General features: G+C 34.9%; 27 protein-coding genes. 8 read left to right on the top strand and 19 right to left on the bottom strand.

Annotated features, from left to right (window positions below; all coding sequences use genetic code 11):
• Nucleotides 1-92 precede the first annotated feature (92 nt).
• Nucleotides 93-1,037, top strand: a complete 945-nt coding sequence (locus MPH60_RS23370; protein ID WP_241594733.1) for a hypothetical protein — start codon at nucleotides 93-95, stop codon at nucleotides 1,035-1,037.
• A gap of 252 nt (nucleotides 1,038-1,289) precedes the next feature.
• On the opposite strand, the gene MPH60_RS23365 is transcribed toward MPH60_RS23370, so the two are convergent.
• The gene (locus tag MPH60_RS23365; protein WP_095395662.1) at nucleotides 1,290-1,700 is read right to left on the bottom strand and encodes a hypothetical protein; all 411 of its coding nucleotides are present in this window, start codon (nucleotides 1,698-1,700) and stop codon (nucleotides 1,290-1,292) included.
• Between the two features lie 125 nt (nucleotides 1,701-1,825).
• On the bottom strand, nucleotides 1,826-2,074 hold the full coding sequence (locus MPH60_RS23360; RefSeq protein WP_241594732.1) for a hypothetical protein: 249 nt from the start codon (nucleotides 2,072-2,074) through the stop codon (nucleotides 1,826-1,828).
• Nucleotides 2,075-2,411: 337 nt separating this feature from the next.
• Here MPH60_RS23360 and MPH60_RS23355 point away from each other — a divergent pair, with 337 nt between their 5' ends.
• Nucleotides 2,412-3,647: an IS110 family transposase gene (locus tag MPH60_RS23355; protein WP_202317492.1), complete on the top strand. Its 1,236-nt coding sequence runs from the start codon at nucleotides 2,412-2,414 to the stop codon at nucleotides 3,645-3,647.
• 188 nt (nucleotides 3,648-3,835) lie between these two features.
• Here MPH60_RS23355 and MPH60_RS23350 read toward each other — a convergent pair whose 3' ends face one another.
• The 4 genes from MPH60_RS23350 to MPH60_RS23340 form a co-directional block, all read right to left on the bottom strand.
• Entirely contained in the window at nucleotides 3,836-3,994 is a 159-nt protein-coding gene (locus MPH60_RS23350; RefSeq protein WP_241591802.1) for a DUF1540 domain-containing protein, read from the bottom strand.
• Nucleotides 3,995-4,249: 255 nt separating this feature from the next.
• Nucleotides 4,250-4,621 (bottom strand): DUF4181 domain-containing protein, encoded by a 372-nt coding sequence (locus MPH60_RS28030; RefSeq protein ID WP_405389039.1) that lies wholly within the window; start codon nucleotides 4,619-4,621, stop codon nucleotides 4,250-4,252.
• Between the two features lie 76 nt (nucleotides 4,622-4,697).
• Nucleotides 4,698-4,958: a CPCC family cysteine-rich protein gene (locus tag MPH60_RS23345; RefSeq protein WP_144481125.1), complete on the bottom strand. Its 261-nt coding sequence runs from the start codon at nucleotides 4,956-4,958 to the stop codon at nucleotides 4,698-4,700.
• 274 nt (nucleotides 4,959-5,232) lie between these two features.
• On the bottom strand, nucleotides 5,233-6,585 hold the full coding sequence (locus MPH60_RS23340; RefSeq protein WP_241591804.1) for a hypothetical protein: 1,353 nt from the start codon (nucleotides 6,583-6,585) through the stop codon (nucleotides 5,233-5,235).
• Between the two features lie 207 nt (nucleotides 6,586-6,792).
• Here MPH60_RS23340 and MPH60_RS28025 point away from each other — a divergent pair, with 207 nt between their 5' ends.
• Complete coding sequence (locus MPH60_RS28025) at nucleotides 6,793-7,176, top strand: UPF0715 family protein (RefSeq protein WP_405389036.1); 384 nt, start codon at nucleotides 6,793-6,795, stop codon at nucleotides 7,174-7,176.
• A gap of 430 nt (nucleotides 7,177-7,606) precedes the next feature.
• On the opposite strand, the gene MPH60_RS23335 is transcribed toward MPH60_RS28025, so the two are convergent.
• From MPH60_RS23335 to MPH60_RS23295, 9 genes are all read right to left on the bottom strand, one after another.
• Nucleotides 7,607-8,809, bottom strand: coding sequence for an IS110 family transposase (locus MPH60_RS23335; protein ID WP_241591807.1), 1,203 nt, complete (start codon nucleotides 8,807-8,809; stop codon nucleotides 7,607-7,609).
• A gap of 270 nt (nucleotides 8,810-9,079) precedes the next feature.
• Nucleotides 9,080-9,574 carry a hypothetical protein gene (locus tag MPH60_RS23330; protein WP_241591809.1) on the bottom strand — a complete coding sequence of 165 codons (495 nt, stop codon included), beginning with the start codon at nucleotides 9,572-9,574 and terminating at the stop codon, nucleotides 9,080-9,082.
• 99 nt (nucleotides 9,575-9,673) lie between these two features.
• On the bottom strand, nucleotides 9,674-9,958 hold the full coding sequence (locus tag MPH60_RS23325) for a DUF3784 domain-containing protein (RefSeq protein WP_241591811.1): 285 nt from the start codon (nucleotides 9,956-9,958) through the stop codon (nucleotides 9,674-9,676).
• 163 nt (nucleotides 9,959-10,121) lie between these two features.
• Nucleotides 10,122-10,661 carry a GNAT family N-acetyltransferase gene (locus tag MPH60_RS23320; RefSeq protein ID WP_241591813.1) on the bottom strand — a complete coding sequence of 180 codons (540 nt, stop codon included), beginning with the start codon at nucleotides 10,659-10,661 and terminating at the stop codon, nucleotides 10,122-10,124.
• 201 nt (nucleotides 10,662-10,862) lie between these two features.
• Nucleotides 10,863-11,474: a Type 1 glutamine amidotransferase-like domain-containing protein gene (locus MPH60_RS23315; RefSeq protein WP_241591815.1), complete on the bottom strand. Its 612-nt coding sequence runs from the start codon at nucleotides 11,472-11,474 to the stop codon at nucleotides 10,863-10,865.
• Between the two features lie 171 nt (nucleotides 11,475-11,645).
• The gene (locus tag MPH60_RS23310; RefSeq protein ID WP_214812352.1) at nucleotides 11,646-12,146 is read right to left on the bottom strand and encodes a GNAT family N-acetyltransferase; all 501 of its coding nucleotides are present in this window, start codon (nucleotides 12,144-12,146) and stop codon (nucleotides 11,646-11,648) included.
• A gap of 218 nt (nucleotides 12,147-12,364) precedes the next feature.
• Entirely contained in the window at nucleotides 12,365-13,015 is a 651-nt protein-coding gene (locus MPH60_RS23305) for a class I SAM-dependent methyltransferase (RefSeq protein WP_241591817.1), read from the bottom strand.
• Between the two features lie 304 nt (nucleotides 13,016-13,319).
• Nucleotides 13,320-15,092 carry a group II intron reverse transcriptase/maturase gene (gene ltrA, locus MPH60_RS23300; protein ID WP_241592074.1) on the bottom strand — a complete coding sequence of 591 codons (1,773 nt, stop codon included), beginning with the start codon at nucleotides 15,090-15,092 and terminating at the stop codon, nucleotides 13,320-13,322.
• 943 nt (nucleotides 15,093-16,035) lie between these two features.
• Entirely contained in the window at nucleotides 16,036-16,521 is a 486-nt protein-coding gene (locus MPH60_RS23295; RefSeq protein WP_054399368.1) for a DinB family protein, read from the bottom strand.
• A gap of 347 nt (nucleotides 16,522-16,868) precedes the next feature.
• Between MPH60_RS23295 and MPH60_RS23290 the strand changes: the two genes are divergently transcribed.
• The 3 genes from MPH60_RS23290 (at nucleotide 16,869) to MPH60_RS23280 (ending at nucleotide 18,172) form a co-directional block, all read left to right on the top strand.
• A complete protein-coding gene (locus MPH60_RS23290) occupies nucleotides 16,869-17,183 on the top strand; it encodes an ArsR/SmtB family transcription factor (RefSeq protein WP_241591819.1) in 315 nt (104 codons plus the stop codon).
• A gap of 82 nt (nucleotides 17,184-17,265) precedes the next feature.
• Nucleotides 17,266-17,694, top strand: coding sequence for a DMT family transporter (locus MPH60_RS23285; protein ID WP_241591821.1), 429 nt, complete (start codon nucleotides 17,266-17,268; stop codon nucleotides 17,692-17,694).
• A 13-nt stretch (nucleotides 17,695-17,707) separates the two neighbouring features.
• Nucleotides 17,708-18,172 (top strand): DMT family transporter, encoded by a 465-nt coding sequence (locus MPH60_RS23280; RefSeq protein ID WP_241591823.1) that lies wholly within the window; start codon nucleotides 17,708-17,710, stop codon nucleotides 18,170-18,172.
• 223 nt (nucleotides 18,173-18,395) lie between these two features.
• Here the strand turns inward: MPH60_RS23280 and MPH60_RS23275 are convergent, their stop codons facing one another.
• From MPH60_RS23275 to MPH60_RS23265, 3 genes are all read right to left on the bottom strand, one after another.
• Nucleotides 18,396-18,818 (bottom strand): DUF4181 domain-containing protein, encoded by a 423-nt coding sequence (locus MPH60_RS23275; RefSeq protein WP_241591826.1) that lies wholly within the window; start codon nucleotides 18,816-18,818, stop codon nucleotides 18,396-18,398.
• Between the two features lie 468 nt (nucleotides 18,819-19,286).
• Complete coding sequence (locus MPH60_RS23270) at nucleotides 19,287-20,972, bottom strand: methyl-accepting chemotaxis protein (RefSeq protein ID WP_241591828.1); 1,686 nt, start codon at nucleotides 20,970-20,972, stop codon at nucleotides 19,287-19,289.
• Nucleotides 20,973-21,273: 301 nt separating this feature from the next.
• The gene (locus tag MPH60_RS23265) at nucleotides 21,274-21,642 is read right to left on the bottom strand and encodes a winged helix-turn-helix transcriptional regulator (RefSeq protein ID WP_241591830.1); all 369 of its coding nucleotides are present in this window, start codon (nucleotides 21,640-21,642) and stop codon (nucleotides 21,274-21,276) included.
• 264 nt (nucleotides 21,643-21,906) lie between these two features.
• On the opposite strand from MPH60_RS23265, the gene MPH60_RS23260 reads away from it, so the two are divergent.
• Nucleotides 21,907-22,902 (top strand): zinc-dependent alcohol dehydrogenase family protein, encoded by a 996-nt coding sequence (locus MPH60_RS23260; RefSeq protein ID WP_241591832.1) that lies wholly within the window; start codon nucleotides 21,907-21,909, stop codon nucleotides 22,900-22,902.
• A 345-nt stretch (nucleotides 22,903-23,247) separates the two neighbouring features.
• Nucleotides 23,248-23,937, top strand: a complete 690-nt coding sequence (locus tag MPH60_RS23255) for a DUF421 domain-containing protein (RefSeq protein ID WP_241591833.1) — start codon at nucleotides 23,248-23,250, stop codon at nucleotides 23,935-23,937.
• A 119-nt stretch (nucleotides 23,938-24,056) separates the two neighbouring features.
• Here MPH60_RS23255 and MPH60_RS23250 read toward each other — a convergent pair whose 3' ends face one another.
• Nucleotides 24,057-24,854: a fumarylacetoacetate hydrolase family protein gene (locus tag MPH60_RS23250; protein ID WP_101226022.1), complete on the bottom strand. Its 798-nt coding sequence runs from the start codon at nucleotides 24,852-24,854 to the stop codon at nucleotides 24,057-24,059.
• Between the last annotated feature and the right edge of the window lie 83 nt (nucleotides 24,855-24,937).

The following is a 24,937-nucleotide window of genomic DNA, read 5'->3' as shown; positions in this document are numbered from 1 at the left end:
TGGCTAATGGAGAAGCTTAATAAGAACATTAAAAACTATGTTACAATTAACAATGTTGGGTAAAAATGCTAATGAGTCAAGGGGATGATTTTTTGAAAAAAATATCAATGTTATTCATTTTATTCGGTATGTTATTTTTTGTAGCAGCATGTACATCAAATAAAACCAATAACGAAATGGAAAGCTCTGATAATAATGTCACATCTAAAGGTAGTCCAAATAATTTAATTTCTTATTATGAAACAATCAAATTAGAAAATGCCATTGAATCTTCTTTTAACAAAAATGTGTTTAAGAAAAAAGGGCATCCAGATGGCTATGATTTAACCCTTTCTCGAGAGAAGAAAGAAGTCATTCTCGTGATTAGACCTTATTCCAAGAAAAATTTTAATTATTTAAAAGACGATCTTCAAAGTAATATTGAAGAAGTATTGAAAACAAAAAAGTATATGGATTATAAAGTAAAAGTTCTTGCTTATTGGAATGACACCAATCAGACAGAAAGACAAAAACGAGAGGAAAAAATTATTCAGGAAGTAGCAAATGAAATGAAGAAGGTCGATAAAATTGATGTTTTGTTGACAGGAACTTCATATTCAGCCACTGACGGACGCATTATACAATTGGACTTAATGTTCTATAGAAACGATAAAGAAGTTATTGAGCCACATGAGGTTAACAATTTTCATAAAGAATTTCTTAAGTTAGCTCAAGAAAAAGGATTCAATGTTAAGGATATTCCAATACGTTTTAAATCAAATTTAAAACGAGATTGGGAAATGAAAGTTATGCCATCAATAGATCAAGGGTTGAAAGAAATAAAGGATCTAAAAGTTACATCTACAACTATATTAGATAATCAGAATCCCATTATTATTAATACTTCCATGGACAGTACAGATAAAAAAGCTAAAGAAATAGGAAAACGTATTGAAGAACTCACAAATGAATTTTTTCAATATAAACAAATAAAAAAATCATTTCCTGGCCCTTATGAAATTCATGTTCTAAGTAAAGACAATAAGAAAATAAATTAAGCAATAAAAAAAGGATCTTCCAATCAAAGATCCTTTTTAATTGTATATAGGATTTATTAAGTAAACTAGCTTGCTGCTAATTGCTATGTTCCTCAACAATCTGGCCCTTTAATGGAATAATATGAATGACGTTTTTAAACAACTTTAATGTCACTTAACAGTATTCCTTATGGAACTATCCTGCCCCTTTAGTTCCATAAGAAAAAGTTGCCTTAAAGACAGCTCCGATCTTCAGCTAACGCACAGAAGCCTTTATTTTTCAAATCTCACTAACGTTTTTTCTGGTATTTCAATCTGGTCAATATCAAAGTTATTGATTTGGAGAGTTATCTCACCCTCTCGCTTATCAGTTTCATCTCCAATCCAACAGCTATACAGTTCAAAATAATCCCCTTTTTCAAGATAGCTGTCCATTCTTTTACAAAGTTCTAACAGTTTTACTTTTGATTCAGCACAGGTTTCTTGATTCATATATTCCGAAATCTCAATTCCCCAATGACTTGATACCTCGTAAACATAAGGGTTAGTAAACTGATATTTTTTTAAATTTTGCAGTTCGCTATCTCCTGCAAAACATCTTCCAATGTAAAAAGAATCATCTGAATATTCATCATCGTTAATAGGTAATTCTATATTACAGCCAATGTAGGAAGCTAAACTCATTCTTACCGACTCCTTTGATAACCCTTTTTAAACTATTCTGCCCCGATAGTTGCATAAAGAAAAAACTGACTTAAATACAGCTCCGATCTTCAGCTACGCACCTGTTAGTTGATTAAGGATGATCTTTACACCATTAGATTATCAAATAAAATTCCTGAAAAAATTAACATCATCCCAATAATGATATGGACTTTTTTTTCATTCACTTTTGAATTTTCTAAAATGGTAAAGATGATTCCAATTAGGCCAATATATACAACACTTCTTATAAAATAAGATGTATTTACAAGAAAAAGGTTAGGAAACTTTTGATAAAGACCAGATGTAACACCCATAACAAACAAAAAAAGAGGAATTCTTAATTTCCAATACATTTCTTCACCCCATTTAATCAAGGAAATTATTCCATTATTTTATCATTAATCAATTCATAAATGAGTTATTAATGAACTAACCTGCCCCGTTCGTATTATAAGGTCATCCAGAAAATATTTCTGGTTGACCATTTTTTATATCGATATATGATAACCGTAGCCGGGGTAGAACGTCCGCACCCGTGGGATTTGATCCCGTCAACTAAACAGTTCGCCCCCTACTTGTAGAAACATGATTGAGGCTGGTTGGGACTATGATCTCGTATAACAAGCGAAGCTATGATACTACAAGAAGGAAATGGGGTACCGGTGACTTTATATTAGGAGGAGATAATTTATGAATCCAGTTGTTGGTCTGGATGTGGCAAAAGGGGAAAGTCAGGTTCAAGCTTTCTTGGATAAAAAGCAGCCTTACAAAAAAAGCTTTAAAGTAGCACATACTCTTGAAGGGTTAGCTATTCTCCTAGACTTTATTAGAGAAGTAGAAAATGTATCCGGGGGACGGCCCCCCATTGTATTAGAATCCACTGGACATTATCATACACCAGTTGTCCAGTTTTTCGAGGATATAGGGTACTTATTGATTATCGTAAATCCACTCATATCGTATCGAGCTAAGAGTTCTAGTTTACGCAAGGTAAAGACAGATGTTATTGACGCTCGTCATCTCTGCGAGCTGTATTATAAAGAGGACTTAGAGCCGTATAAACAGCGAGGAATCCAACTCTTAAACTTACGTAACCTTACAAGACAACACGAAAATATTACAGGCCTGTTTGTACAAACTAAATTACAATTTCAAGCAATTCTGGATCAAGTGTTTCCTGAATACCGTGGGGTTTTTGGTGACTTACATTCATATGTTTCTCTACTAACCTTACAAACATTTCCTACATCACAAAAAATCCTGGATACTGGTGAAGAGACAGTCGCCAAAAAAATAAAGGAATTATGTAAAAGTCGTTCGCAAAAATGGGCAGACAGTCAGGCAGAAAAATTGATGGCCGCCGCAGCTCAAAATCCATTTCAGAAAAACTTATATCATAGTCTGACCTTAAGCCTGGATATGTATATTAATATGCTTCTTGAATACAAAAAGCATCTATCCAAGCTTGAAGATGAGATAGATGCTTTAGCAAAAGGTATTGAAGAATGTAAGATTATCCAATCGATCCCTGGTATCGGTGAAAAAATCGCTGCCACGATAATTTCTGAAATTGGGGAAATTGATCGGTTTAATCACCCTAAGAAACTGGTTGCATTTGCCGGAATCGATCCAAGTGTTTTTGAATCTGGTACATTCAAAGGTACTTTAAATCGGATTACCAAAAGAGGTTCTAGTAGGCTACGACACGCCTTGTATATGGCTGTAAAATGTGCCATTCGTGATTGTCGCAAAAAGAAAACGACAGATGAAATCATTCCTCGTAACAAGAGATTACGAGAGTTTTATGATAAGAAACGTGAGGAAGGAAAGCCCTTTAAAGTAGCGGTGATAGCATGTGCCAATAAATTCTTACATTGGATTTATGCACTTTTAAAAAGCAAATCAACTTTCCAAGATCTAGCCTAGTTTTAAAGTATAACTAAACAGTCCAAAACTTTCCAAACAGAGAACCTTGGAGGGTTATTTGGCATACGCAAATTTAGTATAACATGAAACATTTTAAGTGTTTATTGAAAAATGTTGACAAACTATTGGCTGGTTTAGTTCCATAAGAAAAAGCTGCCTTAGAGACAGCTTCAATCTTTAGTATTCTATTATTGTTTGCAAGGTTCAAAGGTTTTACAAGCCGTTTCCTCAACATTGTCAGCATCATTGTTATCAAGGCCCACGACATAAATGGAGTCGGCAACACATTGATTTCCCTCGGCCCAGTACGTACAATTCTCTACGTTACACAAAACTTCGAGTTTCATAAAATGTCTCCTCCTCTTTATCGTTTAGTAACATATCCCCGTTTTTGTATATGGATAAACTCACATAAGCTTCTTCCTTCTTCTATGGAATTACCCAAGTGTCTGTAAAACCAAGCTCCCACTAGCCTTCTTTGCTGACCATAAGAGCATATAGAATGGAATTCGCCATACCTACTTAAACTAACGCACCCGATAGTTCATAAAGGACACAGTAAAAAAAAGTCCCTTATTGGGGCTGTTTTTATTTAGATAATATTAAATTAAGTAAAAGCCTGTGATCAAAACAAAAAGGTAAATAAACATAGAGTATAGAGTTAAAATGTATTCCTTTTTTTCTCTTTTATATTTCCATTCCATGAAAGTACGAAAACTTAATGAAATAAGGAAGTAGCCAATAAGCAAGGGGATAGTATTATCAACAAACCATATTAAGATAAGAAACGCTATTAGCATAGACGTTTCAATCCACTTATGAAATTTATTAACACTTTTGTAAAAATGACCCTTACCTTTGCCAATCTTTAATTTCTTCTTCAACCAACGTTCAAACACTATTGCAATAATTAAAAACGCTATAATAAAAATGATGTAATTTAACAAAAAACTCACCTGCCCCTTTAGTTGCATAAAGAAAAGGCTGCCTTAAAGACAGCTCTTATCTTAAGCTAACGCACTCGTTAGTTTAATAATTCCCTATATAAACTCATATCGGTTTCCAATTTGGATCCTTTATATCGGAATTATTTGGTTTTCTTACGTTTTCCGAAAAATCTAGATCGCTAACGCCAAATTTTATAAAGTTTTGTTGTGACTCTCTAAAAGAAATTTTATTTGCACCGTCTTCATCTGGATATTCATATTGGTAATTATCATCTTCCCAAAAACAAATTCTACAAATATCATGTGTTCCTGGAGGTTCTTCATCTAATGTTTTATATCCACAACAAGGACAAGTATATTTCATACAATCACCTCGACAATTCTTATGAATTTTACCATGATTTCTTGTTCAACTAAACTGCCCCGTTAGTTCATTAAGAAAAACCAAAATTAGATCATTTCGGTTTACCTTTCCCCTTCATTCTACGAGCCATTGTACTCTCTTAGGGGTAGCCCCAACTTTTTATCACATTTACCGAGCTAAGGCTGGTTCCAATATCAGATGTTATTGGCATAAGAAAAGGATCTTCAAACTTGCGAAGATCCTTTAGGTACCCTTAAAAAATATCTTTATTTAATTACATATCAAAACTCCAGGTTGTTTTAATACCCATTAATTTCCAGAAATCATTTGCACTACTTACAGCATAGGTGTGAATTTTTTTACTTCCTGCTGGATAATTCATATAAAACTCATGGTTAGGAGCTTTATCATGATCACCACTTACACTAAATGAACTTTTACTTAATATTGCAAGATAGTAGTAATCAATGGCCGGATATACACCTGGTAATGGAATACCAACAACATGGTTAACTGACCATCGTAAATTGTTTGTTGCTACAGTGTACTTATTAAGTTGTATTCCAGATTTACTAGCTGTAGCTACATATTTAGGATCTGTACAAGCTGAAGTAGAACACGTATATGTACCATGAACATCTGGCCAAAGTGTTAATGCAGCAGGATTAGAAAGCATAGCATAAACTTTAGACTCTGTTCTGTATACATCACTATATGCAGCAAATGAAGTTCTATTATCACCTTTCAAATATTTATACGCACTATATTTATTAGGATTTTTAACACCTTTATATGGAATAAACGTTCTGTAATCAAAACTAAATTCATTAGAGTTTGGAACTGCCATTGTACTTATACCTGATTTTTTCGTACTTTCTACTTTCATGCTTTCTACTATAGGACTCATAACTTCATCTTTTTTCAAAGATTCTTCGCTATTATCTGGAGTCATAATCAAAGTAGAAACTGTCCCACTGTATGTATAGTCTTCTTTTTTGAGTTCTTTAGTACTTAACTTAGCTTTTTCGGCAACTTCTTTTTTAGCAGTCTCAGATAAAACATTATCGACTTTTACTGTATATGTATATTCTGTATTTGGTTTTACATTTGTATCAATATAATTTAATTCAGTAGTTTCAGCTATTTTTTCATCATCTTTATAAATTTCATATAACTTATCTTCATCTGGTAATTCTGGCCATTGTAATGTTACAGAATTATCTCCAATAATTGTTTCAAGTCTTGTGTTTTTGATTGTTTTATCTACAAAATCTTCTTTATTTTCTGTGCTAGCACTTCTAAGATTTGTTATTTCTTTTTTATTTGTTACTTTTAAAGATATAACCTTTTTTAATTCATTCTTTTCATATACACCAATTTTGTATTTTTGTAATTCATAATCCATAGTTTCATTGAAAGTATTATTTGCACCTTCATAAACTAATTCTTCGTCTTTATAAATTTTATAAAGATCTCCTGGTTCTTCAATTTTTAAAGTAAGTTCACCATTACTTTTGTCAATTTTAACATTTTGACTCTCAGAAGAAGCATAGGATACCATAGGAATGGCTAAAATAAATCCCAAAATAATTATTGTTTTACAAAAAATGTTTTTAACTATATCCAACTTAGTTACCTCTTTTTCTATTTTTTTAAAAAAATACCAAATTTATATAAATAATTGATATAATTTTAGTAGGAAAATTTAATCCACTTCCATACTGATAAAAAATCCATTTAAATGCGGTGATATGGTTTATTGTTACAAATATGACGATTTATTGCAATATCTTTTCTAAAAAATAACATTATTTTATCGAGGTGTGTCAAAAACATGAAAACTTCTTCGGATATTATATTCCTCTATTTACTCTGTTCCCTTGTATCAGCTATTACTCTTAGTATTTTTTGTATGATTTCAATGGGTTTAGCTAATTTCTCTTTATTAGGTACCGTAATATACGCTTTAATTTTCTTTCTTTTTTATTTAATCGTTGGATCACCCATACAATTTAAATTAAATAAGAAGCCCAAAAAATTTAATATTATTTATCTAATTATCTATGGATTTGGATCTGCAATTGTAACAGCAATTATTACTAAATTTTATGGATATGAAAATCCCTTTGTTTCATTAAATTTTTATCTTACATTTATTTTATCTGCTATAATTTTTTGGATCTTCGATTCAGTTTTTCTACAAGATAAAACTTCATAATCATTTGTGGTTTATTGTTTAGTTTACATAACAGTAACTATTAGAAGTAAACTAAAAAGCCAAACCCTTGATAATACAAGGTTTGGCTTTTTTATCGTTTAGCAGTCCTTCTTTATAATGGCAGTGATGAAGAAGGTGCTACATTCTCAAATGCGAAGTATGACGAGGAGCCCGAGAATGCATTCTAAGGGGTAGAGTCAGGAAAATGCGGATTTACAACGCTAAGGAAGTATTCTCCCAATAAAAAAGTTGATTCCTAATTTAAGGAATCAACTTTTTTTATTTTCTTAATGAACTAAACCAGCTAATAGGATGTCAATATCTTTCTCTAAAATTTTCATTTCCCTTATGATATACTATTTTTGTTCATGACAAATAACCCTCCAAAACCCTTTTGGAAGGATTTTTCTCTGTTTCATAAAACTGTTAATCAGGATAAATCTAGGAATGCTTCTTTTCTCTTTAATAAAGCGTAAACCCAATGAAGAAGTTTATTCATACAGGCAACGATCGCCACTTTGGCTGGCTTTCCTTCCGATTTTTTCTTATCAAAGAAAGCTTTAAGCTTTTTGTTCCTTGAACTCCTTATGCCGCATAGTACGGCAAGATACAGAGAATGACGTAGTCTGCTCGAACCTCTTTTAGTAATACGATTAATGGTTGCCGTAAACTTACCTGATGAGTGAACACTTGGATCTACTCCAGCGAAGGCAACTAGTTTTTTCGGGTGATTAAACCGATCGATTTCACCAATTTCAGAGATAATCGTGGCTGCGATTTTTTCTCCGATACCGGGAATCGATTGGATGATCTTATATTCTTCCAGTTCATTTGCCAGGGCCACTATACGATCTTCCAACTCAGAGAGGTGTCCCTGGTAATGAAAAAGCAACTCAATATACATACGAAGATTGATTACGTGACTTTGATACACGTTTATTTGAAATGGATTTCGAGACGCGGAGTCCATTATTTTTTTTGCTTTTTCCCATGCCCATTGACCCGATCGGCTAGGACAGAACTCTATAACACTCTCTGCTAGTTTACTTTCCCCGGCTGTTAATACCGCCTCTGAAGTGGGATATTCCTTTAATATCAATAAAGAAACCCTTGAATATAAATCACCAAAAACCTTCCGGTATTCAGGAAACACTTGATCTAAAATGGTGTGAAACTGAAGTTTAGCTTCCACATACATATTCGTTACGATTTCCTGTTGTCTGGACAAATTCCGAAGGTCTAATAGCTGAATTCCTCTAATTTTATGAGGTTCTAAATCCTCTTTGTAATACAGCACACACAACTGGTACGCATCGATAGCGTCCGTTTTCACCTTCCGTAAGCTGGACTTCTTTGCCTGATAAGAAATAATCGGATTTAGTAAGATATATGAAATCCCTTGTTCCTCCAGGTATTGAATAACAGGAGAATGGTAATGCCCTGTAGATTCTAAAATGACCATAGGCATTTGCCCTGTCACCTCTTCAATTTCTTTTAGAAATTCTAAAAAATGATCTAACTCCTCTTTGATATGCTTCATTGAAAAGCTCTTCCCATACGGTTTAGATTGATCTAAAAATGCCTGAACTTGGCTCTCTCCTTTTGCCACATCCAGACCAACAACTGGATTCATTGTTTTTTCCTCCTCTACTTACTAACCAGTACCCCTAGTCCTCCATGTAGTGTCATAGCTTCGCTTGTTATTCGAGATCTGCGTCCCAACCAGCCTCAAACATGTTTCTACAAGTAGGGGGCGGACAGTTTAGTTCACGGGATCAAGTCCCACGCACCCGTACGTCCTACCCTGGCTACTGATATAATAGATTCTATTAAAAAAAGGTCAACCAGTAAAAACTGGCTAACCTTATAATACGAAAGCACCCGTTAGTTTAAGTACAGGATTTCACAATCCAACCATTGACACAACCAATTCATGTGACATGCTAAGATGGTGGTATTTAATTATGACTCTGTCAATACTTTGTTCATGCACTAACGAAAGAGCATAAATAGTATCATCTTCTGTTGCAGTACCAGCATTTACTTTATTGAGTTGCTTTTGTGGGTCTGTTTTTGGTTTAAGAGTTATAGAATCTAATCCTTTGAAGATATATTTACTTTCTTCTTCGCCATTAAAATTGTCAGAGATAATAAACCCTTTTGGATGATAACTTTCTTGTATTTTCACTTTGGAAGGTACAACTTTATCATTGACAAGAACTTCTTCAATTTGAATATCCCCAAATGGACTTTTATTTCCTACCGAAACCAATTGTACCTGTTTATCATTCGCTGAAGCACTTGGATAAGCTACTAAGGGCTGGTATAATTTCAGAAAAAATAAAAAACCTATAAATAAGACCACAATACTAACAATACCTATTAACACCTTTTTCAAAAAAACACTCCTTTATTATCCTGCCACTTTAGTTTCATAAGAAATAGAGCTGATCGTGATCGGCACAGCTCATTAAAGCTATAGTACCTTTTAGTTGAATTAATCAAGTAACCTTCTATTGATAAATACGTACACAATTGTTAATAAAATCAACATAGCAATTATTAGAACCATTAATTCATAAGGATAGTCAATAAAACTATTGATCACTACTAACAATCCTAACGGTAGAAAAAATACCCCACCTGTTACTGTACCTAATAAAGTCTTATTATTTATCATTTTTTCATTAAATCCTGCCAACAACCAGGTTTGTTTTTTCACAGCTACTAAATATGATACAAGTAAAAGAGCTATACCAATAACCAATAATCCATAATCCACCTTTTTCACCCCCAAAGGACAATTTTATTTCCTGATACTTTTAATACGAACTAAAAAGGTAAAAGTTCCCTTTTATTGAGCTAACCTGCCCCTTTAGTTCCATAAGAAAAAGCTGCCTTAAAGACAGCTTTGATTTTCATCTAAAGCACCTCATACGCAGACATTAATCATTTGGATTTATTATGGCTAAAACCTGATGATCTTCCCAACGATCATTTATTTTTATATTTTGTTTTGCGATTCCTTCTTTATGAAAACCAGCCTTTTCTAAAACACGTATTGAACCTATGTTAGTTGGCATAACGCCTGCCTCAATCCTATGTAAACTAAGAGTTCTAAAAGCATAATCAATAACCAAATTAACTGCTTCTGTAGTGTACCCATTACCATTATTTTTTTGATCTAAGTAATAACCTATCAATGCACTTTGAAGGGGACCCCGATTAAGTTGAAAAAGGCTGATAGTTCCTAGTAACTTATGATTCTTTTTCAGGAAAATTCCAAACTGGTATTTAATATTTTCTTTTGATTTTTGTTCCCAAGTTTTTATTAATTCCTTTTGTTTTTCTAAAGAATAGTAGTTAGATGAACGATTTGGTGAAAATGGTTCAAAGAACTCCTTATTTTCAACTAGTAGTTGTAGTAAATTTTCAGCATCTGATAATTTAAGTTGTCTTAAGTAAACATTATCACTGGTTAACACAATTAATCTCCTTTCTTTAATGGAATATATTTCATTATACACTTACATACGATAACCATTATTCAGACAATTAGTATTAGTGTTTCGCAGTACTAAAACACTACGTTAACGAACTATCCTGCCCCGTTAGTTCTATAAGAAAAAGAGCTAATCAGCTCCTGGCATTAAAGTAAAGCACCTGTTAGCTTTAATAAGACATTTTTATTGTATAAGTAAAGATTCGTCATCCTTGAGTCTAACAACAGAACATTTATTTATATTTTCGAACACTTTCAACCTATCTTCTATTGACCTGCCAGAGTTATTTGGAAATAAATCTTCCCTATCATAATGAGGAAAAATAGCTATATCAGTTAACCCTAGTGCTGTAAAATCCTGCAAATCTACTATGTTTATCTGAGGTGTAAAATAATTTACCACTTCAATGTTTGGTCCAAGAGTAATTGCTCCAGCACTTACCCCTACAATGACAGTGTTTTGTTTCGCTATGTCCTTTAATATTAAGTCAGCTCCACTTTTTTTCATATGATACAGCAAATAAAACGGATTCCCTCCGTTGATATAGATTACATTATATTTCTCAAGTAGTTCTGGTTTGTCGAATTCAATATCATTAAAATCAACCTTCTTAAATCCATATCCTAAAAGGTCTTCTTTTGCTTTCATTGCGAATCTATTCTTTTGTTTTTTATGAGAAGCTGTAGTAATTATTGTTGCTTTTAGATTACTTAAATCTCCATCAATTAGTTGCAAAAATTGTTGTTTAATTAAATCTGTAAAAAATCCATTAGAAGTTAATAAAATCTTAGTCATTCAAATCAACCTCTTTTATTTAATATACTTTTATATGTTCCAGTAAAAACAGTAAACCCCTTCCTTTTTAGCCGTTTCTTATGCAACTATCCTGCCCCGATAGTTGCATAAGAAACGGAGCTGCTGATAGCTCCTGGTAATGAAGTAAAGCACCTGTAATTTAGCAAGACCTTATAATAATTTGGACATAAAATACTGGTCGAAAAGTGTGTCATCTATCATTAGTGAGTTTCCTTTTATTCCTTCTATCTCAAATCCCATTTTCTTATATAGAGATACTCCTGCTTCATTTTGAGTGACTACTGTAAGTTCTAACCGTAAGATATTATGAGTTATTGCCCATTCTTCTAACCTTTGAAATAGTTTTGTTCCTATACCACGCCCTGTGTATTCTTTTAAAATACCTATAACTAGGTAGGCTGAATGTTTGGTTCTTCTTGTATCTCCCCCAATGACTGCTAAATATCCTACTAACTGTCCACCTTCTTGTTCTGCAACAAGTACAGTTGAATTATTCTCTTTGTCCATTCGTTCCAACCATTTACGTTGTTGTTCAGGAGAACCCTTTCTTTCTCCTGGTTCCATAAGCATAAAATCAGCCTCAGTTTCAACTTGCTTCATTAGCCAATCAAAACTTTCAGCATCCTCAGGTTTTACCTCTCTAATTAACATCAGAATCCTCCCTTAAATATATCCAATATTATACATCTTAATGAACTATCCTGCCCCTTTAGTTCCATAAGAAAAAGTTGCCTTAAAGACAGCTCCGATCTTCAGCTAACGCACCCTTTAGTTCATTAAGGATATTTTTTCACATTCCAAAGGCCATCAAATGGTATCCTTTTTCAGGAACTAACACTGCTATTAGTGTAATAAGAATGATAACTTTTTTAAGACTTTTGTGACATTATTTCTAATGTGCTATGGAAATGAGGTTGACCGTGCGAAATGTCCATAGAGTAAGACTGAGACAAGCTTATCGTTTTATAATCGGCAAAAAAGCCTTCTAATTCACTTCTTGTAAAATAATGAAGAAACATATTTGAACTTTCAATATAAAACGTATGCTCTGCTAACTGCTCATACTTTTCTGGAGCTTTCTTTCTACCTGGTTCTTTATCATCAAAGGCATTAATATATACCAACCCATTTTTAATCAACCCTTTTTTCACCTTTTCGATAATGATTTTAATATCCTTATCAGGAAAAAAATTAAGTACATTAGAAAGTATAATTAAAGAATATTTATTTGGTTCAATCTCAAAAGAAGTAATATCTTGAACTTTAGCGTTAATATTCAAATTGTGCTCTTTCGAAAGTTCCAAACATCGTTCTACTGCTGTTTCCGAAATATCGATACCCTCAACAGCAAATCCCTGTTTAGCAAAATAAAGGGCATTTCTTCCCTCTCCAATACCTATGTCTAAAACCTCTCCGTTTTCAGGAAGCATTTCAACATATTGAGATAAGATACTATTAGGATTGAAACCCCATAAACTCTCAACATTTCTATATTCTTTCTCCCATATATTTTGTTTCATTTTTTTCACCCCCGATTGTTAAAGTATTGTTTTCCATAAAATTTTCAAATATCCTTCCAACTAATAATTCAGAGCTATTTCAAATACACTATCCTGATTTTTAGTTGTATTTCAGTGTTTTTTTACTTCTAAAACCCCCAAATTGACTGCCTTCTTAATGATGCAGATAGGTAAGGGTTTGAAGTTATCGTTCCCTTTTCCCCCTGCTCGCACCGTAGGTGCAACTTTCATCGCATACGGCGCTCCAACTAGTCCAATTCATTCAATTCTAAGTATTTAAATGAAGCATAGTTTGGTACCAAATTTAGATTGTAGGGTTTCCGCATTGTTTTCGCAATTCATTGACCTTTTCCTTTTGTTTTTTGTTCAGTTCGAAGGAGTTAACTAGAATTTTGATTTTCTTAATATCTTTTAAATGTACAAGTCGATGGACTGCTTCATGAAGCACTGTCAGATTGGAAAACCTATCATCTTTTGATAAATGAAACAGATTCTTGTGGTGACAGTGCCAGTCATTTGCACCTAGCTCAACTCCTGTTATGGCACACCTTCCGTATTGGGCTATGAACTTACTAATGCGGTTATCGTTGTATTCAATCGTTCGATTTGGAATGAATTTTTTCATGACATTGCTTAACACCCTTTTGTTAATCGCTTTGAGGTTGTTGTGTATTTTCGATCTGCCTCGGGCAGTATAGTTACACGTTTCTTGAGAAAAACATAGGTTTGTCTTATGCCGTTGGGCATAAATGGGCACAAACACCATGTCTTGTATTTTAAAGTATTGTGGTAAGTAACCTTTATAGCGTTTTTGTAGTGTGTTAGTCATGTCATCAAACTTAGCTTCTGTTCTGATATTCTTCAATCGATTATATAAAGCCTTGTTTAGATGGGAGGACAACTCACTTAGATTTTTAGAAATTTCAGTGGCTGCGGCGTAATAGTTTTGTATCCCCATTACGACAGTATTGTAATGCCAAACTGTTTCAGCACATGGCTTTTTCTGAATTTCTTTTATAGAATCCTTAATTTTTATGAGTGCGTTAGACTTTGCTTTCTTCGTCATATTTGATTGAGCTACATATCCCAACCTTGTCTTTCCTTTCCTAATCACTCGGAAAGAGAACCCAAGGAATTCTGACGAATTCTTCTTTAAGTTAATGACCTTTGATTTTTCATCACTTGTCTCAAGGTGTAATCTAGTATTAAGAAAATCCTTAATGGCATAATTCATTTTAATCGCTTGTGAGCGAGTACGGCATAATACCTTGAGATCATCAGCGTATCTAACAATGTAACATTCTTTTAGGTTTGATTTCTTGAGTGCTTTTACTTTGCTTCCATTATGTTTATATTCATGGTTGCTCTGAAAGTTTTCCCATTGATTACTTATCCACCAATCGAGTTCATTTAGAACGATATTCGATAAAAGTGGTGATAGAATACCTCCTTGCGGAGTTCCTTTTGATGGTACACCTTCTCCATCAATCTCTGCTTTTAATAGCTTTGATATGATAGAGAGTAATGGTTTATCTTTTATTCCCAGTGACCATATTTGTTTAAGTAATTTACTGTGATGCACATTATCAAAAAATCCTTTTATGTCTACATCTATACAATGATAGAGACCCACCATATTTACTAGTGATTCCAATCTTGCTTTCGCATGATGAGTGCTTCTATTCGGTCTGAATCCATAACTGTGTTTATGAAATTTTGCCTCGCAAATGGGTTCTAATACTTGTAAGATACATTGTTGGAGAATTCTATCCCATATCGTTGGGATTCCTAATGGTCTTACTTTCCCATTTGCTTTAGGAATGAAAACACGCCGAACATTTTCTGGTTTATATGCTTGAAACATATTTTTGACATGTCCAATTACCTTTTCCACTGATAAAAATTTAATATCATCAATCGTTAACTTATTTATCCCTGCCGTTTTACTCCCTGTATTTCTCTTGATATTTCGATAAGCGAGACGTATATTTTCATTGGAACTAATCAGTTTCATTAAGCCATAGAAATTTTGACCATCGACACTTTGAGCATACAAGTTGTCAAAACAATGTTGCATATCGTAATACTCACTGTGTCTCAGTTTCTTTCGTTTCAACAAGTCGGTGACTCCCTTGGGAGTTGAACCTCTTTTAGTCTCACAAGAACCTTATTAACCGATAAAGAACTGTCTTACATGGTTGAATGATTCTTCACTAGTTTAGTGGCTATCCCTTCGGGTTGATTAGACCTTTCATCGGTACTGTGCCACCACTTTCACTGATACAAAGATAAGTTATACATTAGCTATTCTCACTAGTGTTTTCCTTATCAACGCTTCTTTAGGAGTAAGCCCTCCACGTTATCAGCTTACAACGTTGAATTATATCTATTATAGAAAGAACTTAGGTGCTTCCTCTAAGCCTGTTAGCCGTTCATATGCCTGTAACATATCATGGATTTTCATATAAGCTAGTCTTACTTATCCACTGCTAACCTCACATTTGGTGATATACACATTTCTATGTATTGTGCGTGTAGACCCGTACATTCGGAAGTTCGTCAGCTCAACCTTTAATTTAGGTTTATTTACATTCTCACCATATTCATTCAACTCAAGCATCATGATTTACACCACCTCCGCAGGTAGGCTTTCGCCAGCCGAACTGATACGGTAAATTCTCACGCCTTTTTGCCGAGCTTATAACACTGTCATTCTTACTAAATCAATGCTATTCGACTTAGAGAGAACCCTTCAAGGCGTTACCCTATCATTTGATTCTTCGATATAACCCTTCAGTTCCGTAAGGAACTGTCTAACCTTTACCTGAGTAATGTGACCATTCTCAATTTAAGTTAGAAACATTTCGCACAACTAACGCACCCGTTACTTTAAGTACCATTCTTCACAAACTGATATTGCTTAACAAAACTGACCTCCAGCAAAACCTCGAAAAGGCGATTTCTAATTGAAGGATACACCCAATATTTATAGAAACCGACTAAATTAGTATCTATTTGAATTATTTATTGGAATGAGAGGAAAGACCCCGACCTATAAGGTTTGCAGAAACGGGCTTTTTCCCTAATTCCCTTGCCCAAATTGATAATTGCCCTATATGGTGAATTTCGTGAGCAATAGTATGTCGCATTATTTCACCCCAAGTATCCGTCACAATTCTTCCATCTTGCAAGGTATCATAAAATAATTGATTTTCCATACTAGCATCCCAGTTGTTCACAAAGTTTTCCACTTCTAAATGAAATTCAGCGTCCAATTTTCGAACTTTGTTCAAGCTTTTATAACTATCGAAACTCTCCTGAAAGTCAGTTTTACCTTGTAAGAGACGTATCCAGCTCCATTCGACATCAACAATATGGAAAAGTGTATGCAATATACTTCCCATTCCACCTGTTCGGTTCCGCAGAAGTTCTTCTTCACTTAACTCTTCACACCAACGATACCAGTCTTCTCTTACCATCCAGTTATATCTAAAAAAAGTTTGCAAAAATGCCCCTCCCCATTTAGAAAATAATTTAACTGTTAAAATACTATTAGAGCAACGCCAAACATTTTTAAATATTACTATTTATACAAACATAGGTTGAATTCCTTTTTCAACAATCCTGCCCCGTTAGTGCCATAAGAAAAAGTTGCCTTAAAGACAGCTCATATCTTCAGCCCTAACGCACCCGTTAGTTGAACAAGAAACAAAGCTTGCCGGAGATTGTTAATGATTGTAAGCCTAAAGAAATCAGATAGTTTTATCAACTGTAATCCTATTTCTTTCACATGCTATATCTTATTTTTGTTTCAGCTTGACATATCGAGAAATCTAGATATATAATTACACCCATGGAACCAATTAATGTATTTAAAGCGTTATCTAACGAAACAAGACTCAATATCCTAGAGTGGTTAAAGGAACCCGAGAAGCATTTCCCAAAACAAGGCGCTCACCTACCAAAGGAGATAAGTTACAAAGGCGGAGTATGTGTTGGGGATATTCAAGAAAAAGCCAAAGTTTCTCAATCTACCGTTTCTAGCTACTTAAACATGATGCAAAAATCTGGTCTACTTGAATCGATTCGTCATGGACAATGGACATACTACAGGCGCAATGAAGAATTTATTCAACAATTAGCTAAATATTTTAAAACAGAGATCTAATTTATGTTGGATTTCCGTTTTTTTTTACAAGTTATATCTACTTTTCTAGATATTTAATTATACAAAAAAGGAGATTTCATCTATGCGTTTTATATCTTATTTACTAGCCCTATTGGCTGGAGCAGCACTTAGCTTTGAAGGAGCTATCTATGCTGAACTAGGAAAAACAATTGGACAAATAGAAACAAGTTTTTATAACTTCTTTATGGGTTCGATAATCATGGGGCTGTTATGGCTCTTTTTTGGAAAAGGTAAGCTTTCCTATACACTTGAAGCACCTAGATGGTCATTACTTGGAGGTATCTTGGGTGTTGTTTATATAACCTCAATTGTTGTAAGTGTCCCATTTGTTGGTGTTGGTATCACAATGGTTGCTGTAATTATCGGACAATTAGTAATGAGTATGGTTATTGAACATTTTGGTTGGCTTGGTAGTAAGGAAATCAGGATTAATAAGGAGAAGATTTTTGCAGTTATTTCAATGATTATCGCACTTATTTTAATAAACTAGGAGGTCTATAATTATGGGGGTATTTATGATTTTATTTACATTGATTGGCGGTATCACATTAAGTGCACAATCATCTATCAATGGAACATTTAGTCGAAAAGCTGGAACAATTGAAACAACATTTTTAACCTTTCTCACTGGCACAATGTTTCTAACCATTTTCATTTTATTTTTTGGTAGTGGAAATGTACTTGCACTTCTAGAAGCACCTAAATGGCAATTAAGTGCAGCATTTTTGGGCACTATGTATTTACTTCTGAGTGTGATGGCCGTTACTAAAATTGGGGTTATCGCAGCTACTATTGCTGGTATAGCTGGGCAACTTGTGATTGGTGTAATTATTGATCATTTTGGATGGTTCAATAGTTTAGTCATAGAATTAGATATTAAACGTGCCTTCGCATTACTGTTTATGTTTATTTCCCTTTATTTTATCTATAAAGGGAATAAACACTCAAGCGAAGAATCAAAAGCATAGCATATTGATATAAGTTAAAACGCTGCATAGTTGCAGCGTTTTTAAATAGATATAAGATAATTTTTTATATACTCCCGATATTATTCAAATAAACTGCCCCGTTAGTTGCATAAAGAAAAAGCTGCCTTAAAGACAGCCCGATCTTCAGCTAACGCAACCGTTAGTTCTATAAGAAAAGCGAACTTTATTCAAGAATCGCGCCCGATTGCTGAAAATAGATTTTTTACCATTTCAACAATCCAAAAAAATCAGTCGTAAACACCGAAAGTAAAAATATTAATATTATCACTAATTGAATAATTGAAAAAATATAATCATTTCTATTTTCTGCATATCTCTTCTCCATAATTACTCTAGCTGTTTCAGATGCAATTATAAAAACAAACAACACGATATGCGTTTCCAAAAACCAAATATACTCTAAAGGGTCACGTTTGACGTTAATGAAAAAACCGATAAACACAAAGACAATAAAAATGAATCTAATTGTCCAATCAATTTTTTTGTGTTTATCATTTACATGGCCATAGGAAAACAATTTTTTCTTTTCAACATTAAGCCATTTTCTCAAAACTTTATTAATGAAAAAGAGAAAAAGTCCAAAAATAGATAACACTAAAATTAACTTTACGAACACACTTTCCACGAACGAATCACCACCTACAAAAAAACACTTTCTTTATATCAGTTTCCAATTATTTCAAATATACTCATTCTAAACAAGACCCATCTTCAATAAAATGGCCCAATTGTTGAACAACTCCATATGCACTCTTGAACTAACCTGCCCCTTTAGTCCATAAGAAAAAGCTGCCTTAAAGACAGCTCTGATCTTCAGCTAACGCACCTGTTAGTTGAAAAAGAGTTGCCTAAACAACTTCCAGACGATAGACAAACTTGATGAAAATTGAGACTGTCTACCGTTTCTTTATGGTTTGTACAATTTGGAAGTGGATTTCCTCTCCAGGCACTTCTTTCCGCAAGAGTCTCGCACACCCGTACCATAATGATGTATCTCTATTCTGATTAACTTGTTTGGATGACAAATACCAGATAAATAGTTTCAAACACCAAAAATACCCCAAAACCTAATCGCTTCGGGGCATTTTTTTCGTTAAGCCTTGAAGCGGGAAATCATCTCCTGCAATTCCTCCGCCAATCCGTTCAAGGAAATTGTTGCATTCGAAACCTCCTCAATTGAGGCCAATTGCTGCTTACTGGCAGCTGCTGCTGTTTCAGTGCTAGCTAGTGTTTCCTGTGACCCTTCCGCAATTATTTCTATGGTTTGCTGCAGTTCTTCAAATCCATTCTTTATAAACTGGGTAGCTGCTGCCACTTCTTGAATCTGAGATGTTACCTGTTCAATTAAAATTAAAATTTCTTCAAAGTTTGTTACCGTTTCTTCAGAAAGCTTTATTCCTGAGTCCACATTATCTCTTACAATTTGAATATTATTAACGGTCTCATTTGATTCATTTTGGATGGTTGAAACAAGCTTATGGATATTATTTGCAGATTGGCTAGTTTGATCGGCTAATTTTCTAACCTCTTCTGCAACAACTGCGAATCCTTTGCCATGCTCCCCGGCTCTAGCAGCCTCAATTGCAGCGTTTAATGCAAGTAAATTCGTCTGACCTGATATATCAGTAATAAGAGTGGAAATTTCTTTAATTTGTGTCGCACTAAATACTAATGAGGTGACTCCTTTATCCGCCATGTCAACGGACAGATTGATGGATTTCATCTGCTCGAGCATTTCTTTTACTGAGCTTTCACCACTTTCAGCTTGCCCTCTCATATTTGATGAAACTTCCGCTACCTTTGATGTATTCGAAGCTACCAAAATGATGCTGTTTAGTGAATCAGTTACCGCCTTTAGACTGTTGACTGTCATCTGGCTTTGTTCATTATTGCTATGAGTTATCGCTTGCATCGTTTCCGAGATGTGATCCGATGTTACTATAGACTGTTCGGTACTAGCCGAAAGCTCCTCAGAAGCAGCTGCCACTTGTTCGGATGATATGCCAATTTGAGAAATCATTTGTCTAAGCGAGTCCACGAAGATATTAAACGATTTAGCCAGTTGACCAAATTCATTATTGCCTGTGACCTCCATATGCTTAGTTAAATCAGCATCACCTGTGGCGATTTCCTCTAGTTGGCGATTTAACTTTCCAAGTGGCAGTAGAATTGACCTTAATAGCAAAATACATAACGCAAGTCCAATTATCGATGACGCAATTGCCAGGAAGAGAAAGGCTCCCCTACTAAAATCAGAATTGCTGTCATTTAACGATTGTATATTGGAAACATCAGTATCGAGAGCTTCCACCAATTCATCTACTGATGGATCCAGCACTTCTTTTCTAAGAGTTCTTTCTTCTCCAAAGTGCAAGTTTTTAGCTTCTTCAGGATCGTCCTTATGAATGCTAATTACCTGCTTGTTCATTTCCCAAGAATCATTAAAGTTTTCTTCTAGCTTATTTATTTTCTCCCCATAATTCTTTTCGTTATTAAGATCCTTGATTCTTTCGATTTTCTTTTGCACATCATTTGCTTTTTCTTCCATCTCTTCGGCAAACTGTTTATCCCCAGTTATGATAAATGCCCTTTCATCATTTGATAAACCTGCCAGGCGATATTGAATTCCAATAACAGACTTTTGAATTTCCATCTTATCCTGAAGTATAGAATTTCTTTTGGATGATGCATCTATCACATAAACAGCAAAACTCCCCAGTATTAGAATAGTTCCAATAAGAATGGATACTGTAGTTATCAACCTCGTTTTAATTTTCAATTCTTTACATCTCCTAAAAAGCGATAAATTTTTAACATCCACGCACCATTTATATCGGAATTTCAGCTTATTTATGAAGATAAAAACCCTTTGTATCAATAAAAAATAAAGCCGCCTATATGGCAGCTCACTCTTCAACTAATATAGATATGATGCTTATGTTTACAAATGGTATGGGCATTCTCCTTTATGTAAAACTCATAAGATGATAAAAAATTATTGGCACCACCTTCGCCAAATACCATGATAACCCGCTACCCCCACTGATATATAAGTAATAAAAACAGAGCCCCTATGGATGCTACATATTTTCTGAGACCTTTCGTTTCATTACTACCTCATTTCCGTACACGTCTCCCCAATCTCGCATTAGGTAAATAATAGGTTTTAATGTTTCCCCAAAAGCAGTAAGGGAATATTCAACTTTTGGAGGAATCTCGCGATATATTTCACGATGGACAATCCCATCTTGTTCCAATTCCCGAAGTTGCAACGTTAACATACGTTTTGTGGTATAGGGCATAAGTCTCCCTAATTCGTTAAAACGTTTAGGGCCGGAAATTAAGTTATATAATATGATCCCTTTCCATTTGCCTCCTATCACATCTACTGTAACTGCAACAGGACAAGCAGTGGTATCGGGACACTTTTCCGTTTTAAAATCCTTCATATTGCCCCCCAATCTTTTTAAGTATCAAATTGTATACTATATTACAAAATTTATCCTATTCAACAAAAATGTGCGTACTTTTAATTTTATATTATATAAAGTATCATTGATTTTGCAAGTAAAGACTAAATATTCGTACTTTTCATACCATTTAAGGATGTTACTAATCGGAGGCTTATGTTTCTGCTGTGGCAATATCCATTCATCCTAACGATGAATAGTGACGAGACATTTTCCATAAAAAAATAAAAAGGAGTGATTTGAGTGAAAGCACAAATTATTCAATCATTTGGTGCTCCATCCGTATTTCAATTTAAAGAGCTTCCAAAACCCGAATTAATACCTGGACATGTACTTATTCAAGTCAAGGCTACAAGTGTAAATCCTATTGATACGAAAGTCCGTGCTGGTGCAGTTCCGGCCGTTGCCCCCGAGTTTCCAGCCGTTTTACATGGGGATGTGGCAGGTTTTGTCTCTGCAGTGGGTGAAGGAGTGAAGGAGTTTAAAGTTGGCGATGAAGTGTTTGGATGCGCGGGTGGTTTTAAAGGGACTGGCGGTGCACTTGCGGAGTTTATGCTGGCAGATGCTGATTTACTTGCTCACAAGCCGAAAAATTTGACGATGGAAGAAGCCGCTGCTTTACCGCTAGTTGCCATTACCGCATGGGAAGCTTTATTTAATCGGGCAAATCTTGTCCCTGGACAAGATATACTGATCCATGCAGCCACCGGCGGTGTAGGACACATCGCCATTCAGCTAGCCAAATGGAAAGGAGCGACAGTCTATACAACTGCCTCTTCGCAAGAGAAGCTGGAGATCGGCACGCGTCTAGGTGCAGATGTAACGATTAATTATCGAGAAGAAAGCGTTCACGATTATGTACAAAAATATACAGACGGAAAAGGTTTTGACGTTGTGCTTGACACGGTAGGTGGAGAAAATCTTGATCGTTCTTTTGAGGCAGCCGCGGTACATGGAACAGTAGCAGCCATTGCTGCTCGTTCCACTCATGACCTCTCCCCCGTGCATTCAAAGGGACTCTCCCTACATGTTACCTTTATGTTGTTGAAGATATTAAACAAGGACATGCATAAGCAATATGGAGAAATTTTGAAGAAGGTTGCCGGTGTGGTTGAGGAAGGTAAGCTGCGCCCGCTTGTGGACCCAAACATGTTTACGTTTGAAGAAGTCTCAAAAGCCCATGAGTACTTGGAGTCAGGCAAAGCGATAGGAAAAATTGTTTTGAAAAATAATTGGTAATTTTATTTTCAATGTTCATTCAAAAGCAGCGGTACAGTGAGAATCTCTATAGATCCTCACTGTATCGTCTGCTTCTATTTTTTATTACCGTAAAACATCCTCTAGCTCTACATTCCACTGTTATATACTTCAATAAATATTCATTTATTCCAAAGAATTTTACTTTTACCGACTGTTAATACCGCCTCTGATACTGGGTAATCTTTACCTTACATAAAGAAGGGTGAAATCGGTGCGCTAAGCATGGAAACCCTTACTTCATCTGAGTGTGAAATAAATACCAGGTGCAATTTGGTTTAAATGGTGATTAAAGGGGAGAAAAGGAAAAAAAGACGAGGTGAAAAAATGATTTATCTGGATATAGCAATGAAGCTGGTGATTGGGCTGGTTGGACTCCTGGCAGTGACAAGACTTCTTGGAAAAAAAGAAATGTCTCAAGTGAACCCTTTTGATTTTATTTACGCTTTAGTATTGGGTGGCATTCTAGAAGAAGGCATTTACGATGAAAAAGTCTCGATCTGGCAGATTCTATTTGCAATTTGCCTTTGGGGAATTTCCGTTTATATCATAGAGATCTGCGCTCAAAAAAGTGATCGCATGAAAAAATTGCTCAAAGGACATCCTTCTTTGATTATTCGTAATGGCGAATTGGATATAAAACAAATGAAAAAAAATCATCTGGATATTGAACAGGTTCGAACCATGCTGCGGAAACAGGGTGTGTTCACTCTCCGGGAAGTGCGCGATCTATATCTTGAACCTGGCGGGGACATCAGTGTAAAACTTCATACTAAGGCAGGAAGCGTCACTCCGGATATGCTTAGCCTCAATCCTTTGGATGAAGCCCCTTCTATCTTAGTAATTGAGGAAGGCCAAATAAAAGAGGAAGAACTTCAATCCTTGAAAAAATCAAAAGAATGGCTTCTGGAAGGACTTCAGAAAAAAAATTATAAAACAATTGAGGATATCCTATATGGAGAATGGTCAGAAACAGATGGATTCTTTATACAGCCATACCCCAAAAAAAATTCTTAATATACAAATAAATAACTTAAGAGATTTTAATTTTTTGCGCTGCTTAATCTTAATTTAAGAAAAAGCTGCCTTAATGGCAGCTCTAATCTTTTTTTACTTATTAAGAATTCCAGCAAATCTTACTGGACACCATTACATAACCGACCGATATTCTCGACTTCAACAACGACTTCATCCCCCGACTTGATCGTGCAGCTGCCAGATGGTGAACCAGTGGCCAAAATGTCACCTGGCTCCAGTGTCATTACCTGAGAAAGCCAGCTGATTAGAAACGGTATGCTTAGAGACATTTCATTGGTATTCCCGTCTTGGACAACACGGCCGTTTAAAGTGGTCACAATCCTTAAATTTGTAGGATCCACGCCGGTAACGATGCACGGTCCCAAAGGTCCGAATGTATCAAATCCTTTGCCCCGCGTAAACTGTGGATCTTTTTTTGTTAGATCTCTTGCTGTGACGTCATTAAATATCGTGCACCCAAATACATAATCAAGCGCATCTTCTTCTTTAATGTTTTTTCCGCGCTTTCCAATGACAAGGGCCACTTCCCCTTCAAGTTCCACTTGATTGGATAGCTCGTTTGGAGGAAGGATAATATTCTCCTTGTCTGCTATAAGTGAAGATAATGGCTTTAAAAATAGAAATGGTTCAACAAGGTTTGCCTCTCCACCCGTTTCCTTCGCATGACCTGCATATGTCCAGCCGAAATTAACCACTTTTGAAGGTTTTACAGGTTCCAAGATTTTCACGTCACTATATTTTAGCTCGACCCCGTCATACTTTATTTCTTTGTTGACAAGTTCAGCAAAACTGCTAGACAGTTGTAATATCATGTCATCCTCAACAATTCCGTAATGTATTTTGCCCTGTTGATTCTGATAGCGAACTATTTTTTGTGTTTTTTGTAGCACATGCATTATGAATAAACTCCTTTGATGATTAAGATTACCACAGATCATATAAAATCCGGTTCTCCTATACTATAACATGCCTGTTCTTT

The sequence above is a fragment of the Peribacillus sp. Aquil_B1 genome (assembly GCF_022603275.1).
Classification (GTDB): domain Bacteria; phylum Bacillota; class Bacilli; order Bacillales; family DSM-1321; genus Peribacillus.
Note: the sequence above shows the minus strand (reverse complement) of the source record. Positions and strands in the feature narration are given on the sequence as shown.

Coding starts and splice junctions, on each gene's coding strand:
- MPH60_RS23335 (WP_241591807.1), bottom strand. CDS start 8,809: ATGAATCCAGTTGTTGGTCTGGATGTGGCAAAAGGAGAGAGCCAAGTT.
- MPH60_RS23305 (WP_241591817.1), bottom strand. CDS start 13,015: ATGAAACAAAATATATGGGAGAAAGAATATAGAAATGTTGAGAGTTTA.
- MPH60_RS23285 (WP_241591821.1), top strand. CDS start 17,266: ATGCGTTTTATATCTTATTTACTAGCCCTATTGGCTGGAGCAGCACTT.
- MPH60_RS23250 (WP_101226022.1), bottom strand. CDS start 24,854: ATGCATGTGCTACAAAAAACACAAAAAATAGTTCGCTATCAGAATCAA.
- MPH60_RS23280 (WP_241591823.1), top strand. CDS start 17,708: ATGGGGGTATTTATGATTTTATTTACATTGATTGGCGGTATCACATTA.
- MPH60_RS23365 (WP_095395662.1), bottom strand. CDS start 1,700: ATGAGTTTAGCTTCCTACATTGGCTGTAATATAGAATTACCTATTAAC.
- MPH60_RS23255 (WP_241591833.1), top strand. CDS start 23,248: ATGATTTATCTGGATATAGCAATGAAGCTGGTGATTGGGCTGGTTGGA.
- MPH60_RS28025 (WP_405389036.1), top strand. CDS start 6,793: ATGAAAACTTCTTCGGATATTATATTCCTCTATTTACTCTGTTCCCTT.
- MPH60_RS23265 (WP_241591830.1), bottom strand. CDS start 21,642: ATGAAGGATTTTAAAACGGAAAAGTGTCCCGATACCACTGCTTGTCCT.
- MPH60_RS23360 (WP_241594732.1), bottom strand. CDS start 2,074: ATGTATTGGAAATTAAGAATTCCTCTTTTTTTGTTTGTTATGGGTGTT.
- ltrA (WP_241592074.1), bottom strand. CDS start 15,092: ATGCAACATTGTTTTGACAACTTGTATGCTCAAAGTGTCGATGGTCAA.
- MPH60_RS23310 (WP_214812352.1), bottom strand. CDS start 12,146: ATGTTAATTAGAGAGGTAAAACCTGAGGATGCTGAAAGTTTTGATTGG.
- MPH60_RS23345 (WP_144481125.1), bottom strand. CDS start 4,958: ATGAAATATACTTGTCCTTGTTGTGGATATAAAACATTAGATGAAGAA.
- MPH60_RS28030 (WP_405389039.1), bottom strand. CDS start 4,621: ATGCAACTAAAGGGGCAGGTGAGTTTTTTGTTAAATTACATCATTTTT.
- MPH60_RS23355 (WP_202317492.1), top strand. CDS start 2,412: ATGAATCCAGTTGTTGGTCTGGATGTGGCAAAAGGGGAAAGTCAGGTT.
- MPH60_RS23315 (WP_241591815.1), bottom strand. CDS start 11,474: ATGACTAAGATTTTATTAACTTCTAATGGATTTTTTACAGATTTAATT.
- MPH60_RS23350 (WP_241591802.1), bottom strand. CDS start 3,994: ATGAAACTCGAAGTTTTGTGTAACGTAGAGAATTGTACGTACTGGGCC.
- MPH60_RS23290 (WP_241591819.1), top strand. CDS start 16,869: ATGGAACCAATTAATGTATTTAAAGCGTTATCTAACGAAACAAGACTC.